Annotated in this window: 14 protein-coding genes and 1 pseudogene; 14 read left to right on the plus strand and 1 reads right to left on the minus strand. The window is 65.0% G+C overall.

All coding sequences use genetic code 11. The features are described 5' to 3' along the window. The 13 genes from dapA to dapF form a co-directional block, all read left to right on the plus strand. Nucleotides 1-837 (plus strand): 4-hydroxy-tetrahydrodipicolinate synthase (gene dapA, locus Q1J95_RS09160; protein ID WP_300267211.1); only part of this gene is annotated, 837 nt, incomplete at its 5' end. 67 nt (nt 838-904) lie between these two features. After that, nucleotides 905-2,581 carry a ribonuclease J gene (locus tag Q1J95_RS09165; RefSeq protein ID WP_300267212.1) on the plus strand — a complete coding sequence of 559 codons (1,677 nt, stop codon included), beginning with the start codon at nt 905-907 and terminating at the stop codon, nt 2,579-2,581. A gap of 83 nt (nt 2,582-2,664) precedes the next feature. After that, nucleotides 2,665-5,358 carry a DNA translocase FtsK gene (locus Q1J95_RS09170; protein WP_300267213.1) on the plus strand — a complete coding sequence of 898 codons (2,694 nt, stop codon included), beginning with the start codon at nt 2,665-2,667 and terminating at the stop codon, nt 5,356-5,358. Beyond that, complete coding sequence (gene pgsA / locus Q1J95_RS09175) at nt 5,358-5,930, plus strand: CDP-diacylglycerol--glycerol-3-phosphate 3-phosphatidyltransferase (RefSeq protein WP_300267214.1); 573 nt, start codon at nt 5,358-5,360, stop codon at nt 5,928-5,930. Before Q1J95_RS09170 ends, pgsA begins: the two co-directional genes overlap by 1 nt. Then, nucleotides 5,927-6,409 carry a CinA family protein gene (locus Q1J95_RS09180; RefSeq protein WP_300267215.1) on the plus strand — a complete coding sequence of 161 codons (483 nt, stop codon included), beginning with the start codon at nt 5,927-5,929 and terminating at the stop codon, nt 6,407-6,409. The genes pgsA and Q1J95_RS09180 overlap by 4 nt, the downstream gene beginning before the upstream one ends. Before the next feature lie 156 nt (nt 6,410-6,565). After that, a complete protein-coding gene (locus Q1J95_RS09185; protein ID WP_300267216.1) occupies nt 6,566-6,874 on the plus strand; it encodes a helix-turn-helix transcriptional regulator in 309 nt (102 codons plus the stop codon). A 26-nt stretch (nt 6,875-6,900) separates the two neighbouring features. Beyond that, complete coding sequence (locus tag Q1J95_RS09190) at nt 6,901-7,125, plus strand: DUF3046 domain-containing protein (RefSeq protein WP_300267217.1); 225 nt, start codon at nt 6,901-6,903, stop codon at nt 7,123-7,125. Between the two features lie 244 nt (nt 7,126-7,369). Beyond that, nucleotides 7,370-8,425 (plus strand): recombinase RecA, encoded by a 1,056-nt coding sequence (recA, locus tag Q1J95_RS09195; protein WP_300267218.1) that lies wholly within the window; start codon nt 7,370-7,372, stop codon nt 8,423-8,425. Nucleotides 8,426-8,458: 33 nt separating this feature from the next. Beyond that, entirely contained in the window at nt 8,459-9,184 is a 726-nt protein-coding gene (locus Q1J95_RS09200; RefSeq protein WP_300267219.1) for a regulatory protein RecX, read from the plus strand. A 32-nt stretch (nt 9,185-9,216) separates the two neighbouring features. Continuing rightward, a complete protein-coding gene (gene miaB / locus Q1J95_RS09205; protein WP_300267220.1) occupies nt 9,217-10,767 on the plus strand; it encodes a tRNA (N6-isopentenyl adenosine(37)-C2)-methylthiotransferase MiaB in 1,551 nt (516 codons plus the stop codon). Nucleotides 10,768-10,828: 61 nt separating this feature from the next. Further along, the gene (gene miaA, locus Q1J95_RS09210; RefSeq protein ID WP_300267221.1) at nt 10,829-11,734 is read left to right on the plus strand and encodes a tRNA (adenosine(37)-N6)-dimethylallyltransferase MiaA; all 906 of its coding nucleotides are present in this window, start codon (nt 10,829-10,831) and stop codon (nt 11,732-11,734) included. Then, nucleotides 11,731-12,261: a dihydrofolate reductase family protein gene (locus Q1J95_RS09215; RefSeq protein ID WP_300267222.1), complete on the plus strand. Its 531-nt coding sequence runs from the start codon at nt 11,731-11,733 to the stop codon at nt 12,259-12,261. The genes miaA and Q1J95_RS09215 overlap by 4 nt, the downstream gene beginning before the upstream one ends. Nucleotides 12,262-12,270: 9 nt before the next feature. After that, on the plus strand, nt 12,271-13,143 hold the full coding sequence (gene dapF, locus Q1J95_RS09220) for a diaminopimelate epimerase (protein ID WP_300267223.1): 873 nt from the start codon (nt 12,271-12,273) through the stop codon (nt 13,141-13,143). 25 nt (nt 13,144-13,168) lie between these two features. On the opposite strand, the gene Q1J95_RS09225 is transcribed toward dapF, so the two are convergent. Beyond that, complete coding sequence (locus Q1J95_RS09225) at nt 13,169-13,825, minus strand: methyltransferase (protein ID WP_300267224.1); 657 nt, start codon at nt 13,823-13,825, stop codon at nt 13,169-13,171. Between the two features lie 58 nt (nt 13,826-13,883). Here Q1J95_RS09225 and Q1J95_RS09230 point away from each other — a divergent pair. Further along, nucleotides 13,884-14,315, plus strand: a pseudogene (locus Q1J95_RS09230) (GTPase HflX); the annotation flags it as partial.

Genomic DNA, 14,315 nt, shown 5'->3' on the forward strand with positions numbered 1-14,315 from the left:
ACCGGAACGACCGGCGAGACCTCGACGCTGACCGACCCCGAGAAGCTCAAGCTCGTCGAGGTCGGCAAGTCCGTGGCATCCGGGCGGGCGAAGATCATCACCGGCGGCGGTTCGAATGAGACCGCCCACGCCATCGAACTGTACAAGGCCAGCGAGAAGGCCGGCGCTGATGGCATCATGATCGTCACGCCCTACTACAACAAGCCCACCCAGGCGGGCATCCTGACGCATTTCCGCCTCGTCGCAGACTCCACCGACCTGCCGGTGATCCTCTACGACATCCCGGGCCGCGCGGGCGTGCCGATCAAGTACGAGACGCTGCTGCGCCTGGCCAACCACCCGAACATCCTCGCTGTCAAAGATGCCAAGGGTGACTTCTCTGAGGTGAGCCGGGTGCTCAACCAGACCGATCTGATGTACTTCTCCGGTGATGATGCCAACGCGCTGCCGCATCTGGCCATCGGCGCGACAGGACTCATCGGTGTGACCAGCAACATCACGTCCATGCCGTACCGCACGATGGTCGACGCGGTCAATCGCGGTGATCTGGCCGCGGCCACCGCGGCGCACAAGAGTGTCGAGCCGCTGGTGCGTGCGACCATGACCCATGTTCCCGGCACCGTGGCGGCGAAGTACATCCTGCACGGTCTCGGCCGAATCACCAGTCCGCGGGTCCGGCTTCCCCTGGTCGGCCCGGAGGAGTGGGAGGCGGCGATCATCGAGGATGAGCTCGCGCTTGTGCGTGACGTCGCTGGTGCAGATTTCTCGAACTTCCGCCCTGACCGCAACGCCGCCGCCGGTGGTGCCCTGCCGAAGGTGCACGGCACGACGCGCTGAGACGACGGGCGCGTGTCGTGCCCATACGAATGACCGGGCACGGAAAGTGTCCGACTGAGGAGACAGTATGTCCGTTCCCCTAGCCGCTCCTGAATCACTTGCCGAAGGGACCCTCCGCGTCATTCCGCTGGGCGGCCTGGGCGAGATCGGTCGTAATATGACGACCTTCGAGTTCGATGGCAAGATTCTGATCGTCGACTGCGGCGTGCTCTTTCCTGAGGAGCATCAGCCAGGCGTCGACCTGATCCTGCCGGATTTCGAACCGATCAAAGACCGACTCGACGACATCGTCGGGGTCGTGCTGACGCACGGTCACGAAGACCACATCGGCGCGGTGCCGTATCTGCTCCGGCTGAAGAGCGATATTCCCCTGATCGGTTCTGCGCTCACCCTCGCGCTTGTCGAGGCGAAGCTGAAGGAGCACCGCATCCGCCCCTTCACCCTCACGGTGAAAGAGGGGCAGCAGGAGAAGGTCGGTCCGTTCGATCTCGAGTTCGTGGCGGTGAATCACTCGATTCCGGATGCTCTGGCGGTGGCGATCCGTACACCGGCAGGCATGGCGTTGGCGACCGGTGACTTCAAGATGGATCAGCTGCCGCTCGACGGCCGCATCACCGACCTGCGGGCATTCGCCCGGCTGGGGGAGGAGGGCGTCGACCTGTTCCTCGTCGATTCGACGAACGCCGACGTCCCCGGGTTCACACCGACGGAGCGCTCGATCGGACCTGTCCTCGATCAGGTGATCGCCAAGGCTCCGCGTCGGGTGATCGTGGCGAGCTTCTCCAGCCATGTGCATCGCGTGCAGCAGGTGCTGGATGCGGCGTTCGCGAACGGTCGCCGCGTCGCGCTTCTGGGGCGGAGCATGGTGCGAAACATGAACATCGCCGCCGAGCTCGGCTACCTCAAGGTGCCGGAGAACGTGCTGATCGACTACAAGAAGGCGCGCGATCTCCCCGACGAGCAGATCGTCTACATGTCGACGGGGTCGCAGGGCGAGCCGATGGCCGTGCTCAGTCGTATGGCCAACCTCGATCACGCGATCGACGTCGGCGAGGGCGACACGGTGATTCTCGCGTCGAGCCTCATCCCGGGTAACGAGAACGCCGTGTACCGGGTGATCGACGGGCTCACGAAGCTGGGCGCGAACGTCGTGCACAAGGCCAACGCGAAGGTGCACGTCTCCGGGCACGCGGCAGCGGGTGAGCTGATCTACTGCTACAACATCCTGCGGCCGAAGAACGTTCTTCCCGTGCACGGCGAGTACCGTCATCTCGTCGCCAACGCCAAGCTCGCCCACCAGACCGGAATCGCCGAGGAGAACACGATCCTCGCCTCGAACGGCACCGTCATCGACCTGGCCGATGGACGGGCGCGCGTCGCCGGACAGCTCGACATCGGCTTCGTCTACGTCGACGGATCGACCGTCGGCGAGGTCACGGATGCCGATCTGAAGGACCGCCGCGTGCTGGGGGAAGAGGGCTTCGTCTCGATCATCGTCGTGGTGGATGCCGCCACCGGCCGCATCATCACCGGTCCCGAGATCCACGCTCGTGGCATCGCGGAAGATGACGCGGTCTTCGATGATGTCGCGCCGAAGATCGTCGCCGCGCTCAAAGAGGCCTCGGGGAACGGCGTGCGCGACACCCACGCGCTCTCGCAGGTCGTACGCCGTACGATCGGCCGTTGGGTGAACCAGAAACTGCGTCGTCGACCGATGATCGTGCCGCTGGTCATCGAAGCCTGATCGACCGCGTCCGGCGCGCCCGAATCATACGGAAAGCCGCGTCATTACGCGGCGATGTCGGCGCTTCACCGTAGTCTGCTGTCATGGCCAGGAGCACCACGAAGTCCTCGCGCGCGTCGGAGAAGACTCCGTCGCGCTCGCAGGCGAAGACGGCCCCCACGAAGAAGCTGCCAGCGGCACCGAAGAAGTACATCGACGATGTCGACAAGCCTCCGGTGGCCGTGCGTGCGTGGGGCGGTCTGGCACACGGCGTCGGCGGTCTGTTCCGCGCCTTCGGTCCCGAGTCCCTCGAGAAGGACCAGCGCCGCGATGGGTTCCCCCTGCTGCTGGTATTGCTGGCCTGCCTCGGCGCGGTCAACGAGTGGTTCTTCATCGGCAATGAGATCTCGCAGAACATCAGCGCGTATTCGGTCGGGCTGCTGATTGGGCGCACCGCCTTTCTGATGCCCGTGCTGCTGCTGATTCTCGCGGGCTGGCTGTTCCGGCATCCGTCATCCGTTCACGACAACGGACGAATCGGCATCGGCTTCGGGCTGTTCGTGGTCTCGATCGCGGGAATCTGCCATGTCGCCGGCGGCCAGCCGGCACCGAAAGACGGTATGCCGTCGCTCAGCGCCGCCGGCGGTCTTTTCGGATGGATGCTGGGCGAGCCGCTCGCCTACCTCACAGACGTCGTGGCTTATATCGTGCTGGGGCTGCTCGCGGCGCTGAGCATTCTGATCATCACCAAGACGCCGCCGAATCGCATCGGTTCGCGCCTGGGTGACCTGTACGCATGGATGTTCGGCGCCGAGCGCCCCGAACCGAAGGCGGCCGATGATAAGGCAGAGACGACAGTCGATGAGGCAGACGATTCACTGCCGTGGTGGCGTCGCAACAAGACCGGGCGCGAAGAAGATCCCGATGAAGGCACGAATTCGCAAGACCTGACCGAGATCTTGCAGCCGACTGGCCCGGCGGCGAACACGGCATATGACCAGGCCGTGATTCTCGACGATTCCACGGATGCGGCCACCGAGGTTCTCACCGACGTGCAGAGCGTCACCGGTCGGCTCGGTGAGCAGGGCAGCACTGCTCTGCTGGATGATTCCGGTGACACCGGCGAACAGCCCGAGCTGCCGGGTCTCTCGGGGCTCGGCACCGACGGGCCGGGCGAGGGCGGGCTTCACGCGCCCAGTACCCCTTATGTGCTGCCTCCGGCGAACGCGCTCAGCGAAGGCCCTCCCGGCGTCGCGCGCTCCGAGGCCAACGACCGCATCGTCGAGCAGATCACGAGCGTGCTGAGTCAGTTCAAGATCGACGCTAAGGTGACCGGCTTCTCGCGAGGCCCGACCGTCACCCAGTACGAGGTGGAGGTCGGCCACGGCGTCAAGGTCGAGAAGATCACCCAGCTCAGCAATAACATCGCCTATGCCGTGGCCTCCAATGATGTGCGCATCCTGTCGCCGATACCCGGCAAGAGCGCGATCGGCATCGAGATCCCCAACACCGACCGCGAAACGGTCGCGCTCGGAGACGTGCTCCGCTCGCCCGCTGCGCACAAGAGCACGCACCCGCTGACCGTGGGCGTCGGCAAGGACGTCGGCGGAAACTTCGTTGTCGCGAACCTGGCCAAGATGCCGCACCTGCTGGTGGCCGGCTCCACCGGGTCGGGTAAGTCGAGTTTTGTGAACTCGATGATCACGAGCCTGCTGATGCGTGCGCGGCCCGCTGATGTGCGTATGGTGCTGATCGACCCGAAGCGTGTCGAGCTCACCAGCTATGCCGGCGTGCCGCATCTGATCACGCCGATCATCACGAACCCGAAGAAAGCCGCAGAAGCGCTCCAGTGGGTCGTGAAAGAGATGGACATGCGCTACGACGACCTCGCGTCGTTCGGATTCCGCCACATCGATGATTTCAACAAGGCGGTGCGCGCGGGTGAGATCGAGGTTCCGGCGGGCAGCGAACGCGTGCTCAAGCCATACCCGTATCTGCTCGTCGTGGTCGACGAGCTGGCCGACCTCATGATGGTCGCGCCGCGAGACGTCGAAGACTCGATCGTGCGCATCACGCAGCTCGCCCGTGCCTCCGGCATCCACCTCGTGCTCGCCACGCAGCGACCGAGCGTCGACGTCGTCACCGGACTGATCAAAGCCAACGTTCCCTCGCGACTCGCCTTCGCCGTGACCAGCGTCACCGACAGTCGCGTCATCCTCGACGCTCCCGGTGCCGACAAGCTCATCGGCCAGGGCGATGCGCTCTTCTCTCCGATGGGGTCGTCGAAGCCCTTCCGTCTGCAGGGCGCGTGGGTCGAAGAGAGCGAGATCGACGAGGTCGTCAAGCACGTCACCTCGCAAGCGCGGCCTGAGTACCGCGCCGATGTGCAAGAGGCGATGGACCCGGCGAAGAAGAAGGAAGTCGACGAGGACATCGGCGATGACCTCGAAGTCCTCCTCGCGGCAGCCGAGCTGGTCGTGTCATCGCAGTTCGGCTCGACCTCGATGCTGCAACGCAAACTGCGCGTCGGCTTCGCGAAGGCCGGCCGACTGATGGACCTGCTGGAGTCGCGTGAGATCGTCGGGCCCTCGGAAGGGTCGAAGGCCCGTGACGTGCTCGTCACGCCGCAGCAGCTGCCTGAGGTGATGGCCAAGCTCCGCGGTGAAGACCCGCCCAGTGCCCCGGCCGCCGCCGGCAGCTCGCCTGCGGATCCGGTCGAGGCGCAGTTCGACGGGCTGACGGTGGTCGACGAGAGCGACGGCGATGAAGACGCCTGGGGCCTGACGGGGCGTGACTGATGTCTATTCCTCACCAACTGCCGAATGCGATAACCATCGCCCGCATTCCGCTCGCTGTGGTGTTCTTCGTCCTGCTCGTGCTGGGTGGCGCATTCGGCGCTGACGACCTCACGATGCGATGGATCGCCGCCGTGCTGTTCATCGTCGCGATATCGACGGACTGGGTCGATGGGTACCTCGCACGCCGCTACGACATCGTCAGCGACTTCGGAAAGCTCTGGGATCCGATCGCCGACAAGCTGCTCACCGGTGCTGGATTCATCGGGCTGGCGCTTCTGGCCGAGTGGCCGTGGTGGGTCGTCATCATCATCCTGGTGCGTGAGTGGGGTATCACCGTTCATCGATTCATCGTCGCCAGTGAACACATCGTCGCCGCCGCCTGGCTGGGCAAGGTCAAGACCGTCATTCAGGGCGTGGCACTGGGGTGGTGTCTGCTGCCGCTGCACACCGTGATCGGAATGGCCCCGTGGGCCGGGATCGGCGTCGTGCTGATGTACGCGGCGCTTCTGCTCACCGTGGTCAGCGGAATCGACTACGTCGTGTCGCAGGTACGAGGTTCGCGATCGCGATGAGCGACACCACCGAGCTCGTCGCGGCTCTGCGCAAGCGCGGCTGGACCGTGGGCATCGCCGAATCGCTGACCGGGGGAGCGCTGGCTGCGGAGATCGTCACGGTTCCCGGGGCCTCGGAGACTCTGCTCGGCGCGGTCGTGGCCTACGCGACATCCCTGAAAGAGTCCCTGCTGAATGTCGACGCGCAGCTGCTGCGCGATCATGGGCCGGTGCATCCGCGGGTGGCTGAGCAGATGGCGGTTGGCGTGCGGGCGACCGTTGCCGCAGGGAGGCGACCGGCTGACATCGGCATATCGACGACCGGAATCGCGGGTCCTGACTCGCCCGACGGGCAGCCGGTGGGAACGGTGCACATCGGTGTCGCCGCACCGGCAGGCGTGCGCGTGGCGAGCTTCATGTTCGCGGGGGATCGGGCGTCGATACGCTCGCAGACCGTTGCCGCCGCGATCTCGCTGGCGTGTGACCGGGTGCGGGAATAGTCGGCGACGAGCAGTGGTTGTCTCTGGTGTGCCGACAACTGATGTGTTCACATCCAAAGCACAGCGTGAAACGGTAGCTTTTCTCCCAGCGAATCGGGTTAGACTGGCGATCCGTTCGAAGTCGAATTCGACGAAGGAAATGGAGGGGAGGTTCCGATGATTCTTGTACGACAGGAGATCGGCGACGTGCTGAGGGACTTCCGCCTGCAGAAGGGGCGCACGCTCCGGCAGGTCGCAGGCAAGGCTTCCGTGGCGCTCGGCTACCTCAGCGAGGTTGAGCGCGGTCAGAAGGAGGCGTCGAGCGAGATTCTCGCGTCGGTCGCCGAAGCTCTCGATGTGCCCATCTCCGCGATCATGCGCGAGGTCGGCGACCGCATCTCGGTTCTCGAGGGCATTCAGGTCTTCCCCGATGTCGTTCCCGACGACCTGGTGGCTTCGGTCGAGTCCGAGCTGTCTCTGCACTGATCGGTTCAGGGCGCTGTCTGTTTCTCATGCGACGCAGTGAGTTCCTGCGTGCGGTGACGCTCGAATTTGGTGCCAGAGCATCGACGTTGACGAGCGATCTGGTATTGAGCGGCCTGGGCGGACGTACCGCGTCTGAGGCGCTGGAGGCCGGAGTCGCGCCGCGCGAGATCTGGCTTGCGCTGTGCGCGGAAGAAGATGTGCCGCCTGAGCGACGCTATGGCGCCGGGCGCATGGAGCCGCGTAAGAGCTGACGTGCTGCGTAGACCCGAGCACGGCGTGTCGTCGAAGATGTGTTCGAAGTACGCGTATCGTTCTGCACAAGTGGTTTCGAGGTCTTGTTTTCCACCATTCGTGGGATGACCGCCGCAATGTCGGAGGCTCCTTCTACGGTGAATACAGGCCGAAAAGCCATACGCCTTGTCGGAGAGTTCGTCCCAGCCGGGTCGACCGCGACAGCCTACAGGCGGCACCACGCGAACATACGAGGAGCACATCATGCCATCACCCGCAGACCGCGAGAAGTCCTTGGAATCAGCCCTCGCCCAGATCGACCGTCAGTTCGGCAAAGGCTCGGTCATGCGACTGGGCAGTGACGAGCGCGCACCGGTCGAAGTCATTTCCACGGGCTCGATCGCCCTTGATGTCGCGCTCGGTGTCGGCGGGCTGCCGCGTGGGCGCATCGTCGAGATCTACGGTCCTGAGTCCTCGGGTAAGACGACGCTGACGCTACACGCGATCGCCAATGCGCAGCGTGCTGGCGGCATCGCTGCGTTCGTCGATGCCGAACACGCGCTCGACCCCGAATACGCCAAGAAGCTCGGCGTCGACATCGACGCGCTTCTGGTCTCACAGCCCGATACCGGTGAGCAGGCTCTCGAGATCGCCGACATGCTCGTGCGCTCGGGTGCGATCGACCTCATCGTCGTCGACTCAGTCGCGGCCCTGGTTCCGCGTGCTGAGATCGAGGGCGAGATGGGCGACTCCCACGTCGGTCTGCAGGCGCGACTGATGTCGCAGGCGCTGCGAAAACTGACCGGTGGTCTGAACCAAACCAACACCACCATGATCTTCATCAACCAGCTGCGTGAGAAGATCGGCGTCTTCTTCGGGTCGCCGGAGACGACCGCGGGTGGAAAGGCGCTGAAGTTCTATGCTTCGGTCCGACTCGATATCCGTCGCATCGAGACGATGAAAGACGGTACCGAAGCTGTCGGTAACCGTACACGTGTCAAGATCGTCAAAAACAAGATGGCGCCGCCCTTCAAGCAGGCGGAGTTCGACATCCTCTACGGCGTCGGCATCTCACGCGAGGGCAGCCTCATCGACTTCGGAGTCGAACACGGTCTCGTCAAGAAGTCAGGATCCTGGTACACCTACGACGGTGATCAGCTGGGGCAGGGCAAAGAGAACGCACGTGCATTCCTCATCAAGAACGCCGACATCGCCCTCGAGATCGAGACGAAGATCAAGCAGAAGCTCGGCATCGGCGGTGCCAGCGAAGAACCCGCGCCTGCCGCGAGCGACGAGCTTGCTCAGCGCCGCCCGGCCTGATGATTCGTAACCGCTCGACACTCGAGGTGAGCAATGCATGATGGGGGCGAGGAGCACCTCGCCCCCATCATCCCGCTCTTCGGGCGCGGCGCGCCCGCCGTGCAGGAAGACGGACCTGAGCATCAGAGCGACGTCGAGCATCAGAGAGACGCGGTGGCGGAGGGAGCTGCGACGGCGACAACGGTGCAGCGGGACGTCACTGTGATCGATAGGGCATTCGACGACTCCGCGCAGAGCGATGACGATGAGAGTGAGCGGGTTCGCGATCGAGCCGCGCAGGCACTTGTTCGTAAGCTTCGAGCTCGTTCGCTCTCAATCTCCGAAGCGCGTGGGGTGTTGCGTGAGCATGCACTCGACAGCGCCCAGATCGACAATGTGATCGATGAGTTCTGCGGTCGCGGCTATCTCGATGATGCGTTGCTGGCCGAGCATCTGGTCATCACCGGCATCGAACGCAAGGGACAGGGCCGCGTGGCGCTGTCACGCTCACTCGCACAGCGCGGTATTCCCCGCGATGTCATCGAGACGGCGATGGGTGACCTGCCCGACGACGACGCCGAGCGCGCCTTGGAGTTTGCGCGCGGAAAAGCGCGCTCGCTGTCACGGCTCGAATTCGACACCGCGCTGCGCCGCCTCGTCGGCCAGCTCGCGCGCAGGGGATACGGCGGTTCGGTCGCGATGAACGCCGCGAGGACCGCGCTGCGCGAAGAGTCGCTGGGCCAGCCGACAACCGGTGTGCGTTTCGTCGACTCGGACTGAACGATCGGAATCGCTCGTAGAATAGGTGCACCATGACTATCCCTCGCAGCGAACCGACGATCATCGCGGCCTCGTCGGCGTCCGTCGACGCTGACGGCCGTCAAAGAACCTACGAGGTGCGCACCTTCGGCTGTCAGATGAACGTGCACGACTCCGAGCGGCTCTCCGGGTCGCTCGACAGCGCCGGCTACGTCAAGGCCGAGCCAGGCGCCGAAGCAGATGTCGTGGTTATCAACACCTGCGCGGTGCGCGACAACGCCGCCGGCAAGCTCTACGGCACACTCGGCCATCTGGCGTCGGTGAAGCGTCGTAAGGACGGAATGCAGATCGCCGTCGGCGGGTGCTTGGCGCAGATGGACAAAGACGCCGTGCTCGACAAAGCACCCTGGGTCGATGTCGTGTTCGGAACGCACAACATGGGTTCGCTGCCGGGCATGCTTGAGCGCGCCCGCCACAACGGCGAAGCCGAGCTCGAGATCCTCGAATCGCTCGAAGTCTTCCCCTCGACCCTTCCCACCAAACGCGACTCCGCTCACAGCGGGTGGGTCTCGATCTCGGTCGGATGCAACAACACGTGCACGTTCTGCATCGTTCCGAGTCTGCGAGGCAAAGAGAAAGATCGCCGTCCCGGCGACATTCTCAACGAGATCCGTCTGCTGGTCGAAGACGGCGCGATCGAGGTCACGCTGCTCGGGCAGAACGTCAACTCCTACGGTGTCGAGTTCGGCGACCGGCAGGCGTTTAGCAAGCTTCTGCGCGCGGCCGGCCAGATCGAGGGGCTTGAGCGCATCCGCTTCACGAGCCCACACCCCGCCGCATTCACCGACGATGTCATTGACGCGATGGCGGAGACGCCGTCTGTCATGCCGCAGCTGCACATGCCGCTGCAATCAGGCAGTGACCGCATTCTGAAAGCGATGCGTCGCTCGTACCGCAGCGAGAAGTTCCTCGGCATCCTCGACCGCGTTCGCGAGCGCATTCCGCTCGCCGCGATCACGACCGACATCATCGTCGGCTTCCCCGGTGAGACCGAAGAAGACTTCCAAGACACGATGCGCGTCGTCGAACAGGCGCGCTTTGCAAGCGCGTTCACGTTCCAGTACTCGATCCGCGAGGGCACGCCTGCCGCGACGATGGAGAACCAGGTTCCCAAAGAGGTCGTACAAGAGCGCTATGAGCGTCTGATCGCACTTCAGGAACGTATCTCGCTGGAAGAGAACCAGAAGCAGGTCGGGCGCGAGGTCGACGTTCTGGTCTCGGTGGGCGAAGGCAAGAAGGATGCGGCGACGCACCGCCTGACCGGACGCGGTGAAGACAACCGACTCGTGCACTTCGAGGTGACTGAGGGGTCGCCGTTGCCGCGTCCCGGCGATGTCGTCACGGTTGCGATCACACATGCGGCGCCGTTCCACCTGCTCGCTGACGATCCGACCGGTGCCCCGCTGCGCATCCGCCGTACCCGTGGTGGTGACGCCTGGGATCGTGCACAGGCTGAGTCCTGCGGCGCTCCTGCAGCGGCCGGGGAGGCTGGCGCCCCGCGTCCGGTGTCGCTCGGGCTGCCTACGCTCCGCGTCGGCGTGTGAATACTCCCACCTCCGTCCGCCGAGACGGAGTCTCGACACAGGGACAACGGCGAGGCGCGGCATGAGCAGGCTGTGGGCTGTTGTCGGGGCGACAGGTACGGGCAAGAGCGACTTGGCCCTCGAGCTCGCTGAGGCGTTGCGTGAGAGCGGGAACCCGGCCGAGATCGTCAATGCCGACGCCATGCAGCTCTATCGCGGGATGGACATCGGAACGGCCAAGGTTCCCGTGCCCGAGCGGCGCGGCATCCCACATCATATGCTCGACGTCCGCGACGTCACAGAGGAGGCGGCTGTCGCCTGGTATCAGCCGCTCGCGCGCGCGGCGATCGAGGGCATCCATGCTCGCGGGGGAGATGCGATTCTCGTAGGCGGTTCCGGGCTCTACGCCTCCAGCGTCATCTTCGATTTTCGTTTTCCGCCCCGTGATGCGGCGGTGCGCCAGCGCCTGGAGCGTGAACTCGATGAACGCGGTGCCGCGGCTCTGTATGCGCGTCTGCAAGCGCAGGATGCCACGACAGCGGCCCGCGTCGACCCCCAGAACGCGCGCCGGATCGTGCGTGCCCTCGAAGTGCTCGAACAGGGAGCCCACACGCACGGCGCAGCGCTTCCTGACCAGCCCGCACTCTGGCACGCCGACAGCCGCATCCTCGCACTGCACGTCGACCGGCCCGCGCTCGTCGCGCGGCTCGACCGTCGCGTGGAGCGGATGTGGGAGCAGGGGATGCTCGATGAGGTCGCGCGCCTGCGGGAGGCGGGCATCGAGCGCGGTACGACGGCTCCGCGGGCGATCGGTTACGCACAGGCGCTCGCACAGATGGTCGGAGACAAGACCGAGGCCGAGGCGATCGCCGAGACGCAGGCTCTCACCAGGCGATACGCTCGGCGCCAGGTGTCCTGGTTCAAACGGTATCCCAGGATCGAGTGGATCTCTCCGATGTCTGATCCCCGTGGCATTCTGGCGGGATGACCACGTACTACTACACCGCGAGCAGTCTCGACGGGTTCATCGCGACGGCCGATCACTCACTCGACTGGCTGATAAAGCAAGACTTCGACGAGAACGGGCCAATGGCGTATCCCGAGTTCGTTCGCGGTGTCGGCGCACTGGCGATGGGCTCGTCGACCTATGAATGGGTGATGCGCAACGAGAACGGTGTGTGGGGGTATAAACAGCCGACCTGGGTGTTCACACACCGAGCGCTTCAGACGCCCGATGGTGCAGCCGTTCACCTCACCCACGGTGACGTTCGTGACGTGCATGCGTCGATGACCGCGGCAGCCGATGGCAAAGACCTCTGGATCATCGGTGGGGGAGACCTGGCCGGGCAGTTCGCCGACGCCGGCCTCCTCGATGAGGTCTGGGTGCAGTACGCACCCGTCACGCTGGGCAGCGGCGCGCCACTGCTGCCGCGAGACCTCGATCTCGAGCTCATCGATCTCGCTCGCAACCGCGCATTCCTGTGCGGTCGCTATCGTGTGCTGCGGGCTGAATAGACTGGACACATGGTCGCATTCACCAAGGGACACGGCACCGGCAACGACTTCGTGATCATCGCCGATCCCGAGGGCGAACTCGAGCTCGCTCCCGAACAGGTCGCAGCGCTGTGCGACCGGCATTTCGGAATCGGCGCCGACGGCGTGCTGCGCGTCGTGCGCTCGGCAGCGATCGATGGTGGCGCGGCGACTCTCGCCGAAGAGCCAGATGCTGAGTGGTTCATGGACTACCGCAACGCCGACGGGTCGATCGCCGAGATGTGCGGCAACGGCGTCCGCGTGTTCGCGCATTACCTCGTGCGCGCCGGGCTCGCCACGATCGAACAGGGCTCGACCCTGCCGATCGGAACGCGGGCCGGAGTCCGCGATGTGACCACCAGCAGCACCGGGTACCAGGTCGATCTCGGTCGCTGGCGACTGTCGGGCGATGATCCCCTCGCGAAGGCCCGGGGCCTTGATGTCGCCCGTCCCGGTCTCGGGATCGACGTCGGAAACCCGCATGTCGTCGTCGCCCTCGCCTCCGAACAAGAGCTGGTCGGGCTGGAGCTCGAGTACATCCCCGAGCTCGAACCTGTGCTGCCGGACGGCGCGAATGTCGAATTCGTCGTCCCGGGTGATCCGCTGGTGCGCGATGGCATCGGGCACGTCACGATGCGTGTGTTCGAACGCGGCGTGGGAGAGACCCTCAGCTGCGGCACGGGGGTCGCGGCGACGGCGCTCGCGGTGCGTCACTGGGCGGGAGAGAACGCGCCCGACAACTGGCGTGTCGAGGTGCCGGGCGGCACGCTCGGTGTGCGCATGTTCCCCACCGAAGACGGCGAGCATGTGGCGCTGTCGGGCCCGGCGCAGCTGGTCTACAGCGGTACGGTCGATCTCTCCTGACCAGCCCGCGCACTGACGGAGCAGCTCAGCTGCCGCGCACGCCGGTCAGATCGATCGCGGATGTGGGCGGCGTGCCGTGCTTTCGCACCTTGATAACGCGGTAGCCCTTGCCCGTGGCGGTGCGGAAGACGCTGTAGCCCGGAGTGAACGTGGCGGCAAGCCAGCGCTGGAGTGAGTCGGCGCCGAGGTTACGCTGCACGACCAACCAGGCGTCGCTGCGTTCATCGAGCCGCGGAATCCACTGCTGCAACATGTCGTGCAGCACGTTCTTGCCGACGCGAATGGGGGGATTGGAGCGGATCGTGCGGAAGGCGACGTCGTCGGGAACATTGTCGGGCAAGACGGCGTTGATGTTATCGAGGCCGAGAGCTTCGGCGTTTCGACGCACGAGATCGAGCGCACGCTCGTTGACGTCCACAGCCCAGACGGTGGCGTGCGGGGAGGCAAGCGCCATCGTGATGCTGATGGGTCCCCAGCCGCTGCCGAGGTCGAGGAAGTGCCCTCCGGGGGGCAGCGGCGGCATGTTCGCGAGAAGAACGGCGGTTCCGGCATCCAACCGGTCGGGACTGAAGACACCACCGGCGGTGGTGACATCGAGCTCGCGGCCCGCGAGCGTGACACGGATGGAACGCAGGTTCTCGGGGCTCGCCGGAGACGCAGTGAAGTAGTGATCTGACCCCATACGGTGAGCGTACCGGACTGCCGGGTTAAGATGAGAGGCCGAATACAGAAGGCAGAGGATGACGGAAGCTATCGACGAAAACACCCCCGACGACACGGTCGGTCGCATTCTCGCGGCAGCGCAGCCGCGAACGCGCGCGCAGGTCTTCGACGCCGCCCAGGTGCTTCAGGATGCCGCGACCGCCGGCTACGGCGACCATGACGGTGATCAGTGGGATGTTGAGGACCGGCACGCGCTGCGGCGCGTGAGCGGGCTGTCCACCGAGCTCGAAGATGTCACCGAGGTCGAGTATCGCCAGCTGCGACTGGAGAATGTGATCCTCGTGGGTGTGTATCCGCAAGGGGCGCAGGAAGACGCCGAGAACTCGCTGCGTGAGCTGGCCGCTCTGGCGGAGACGGCCGGCGCCGTCGTCCGCGACGGGGTGTTGCATCGCCGCCCCCATCCCGACCCGGCCACGTATCTCGGGCGGGGCATAGCGCAAGAGCTGAAG

This window comes from Microbacterium sp., assembly GCF_029263575.1.
Lineage (GTDB): Bacteria > Actinomycetota > Actinomycetes > Actinomycetales > Microbacteriaceae > Microbacterium.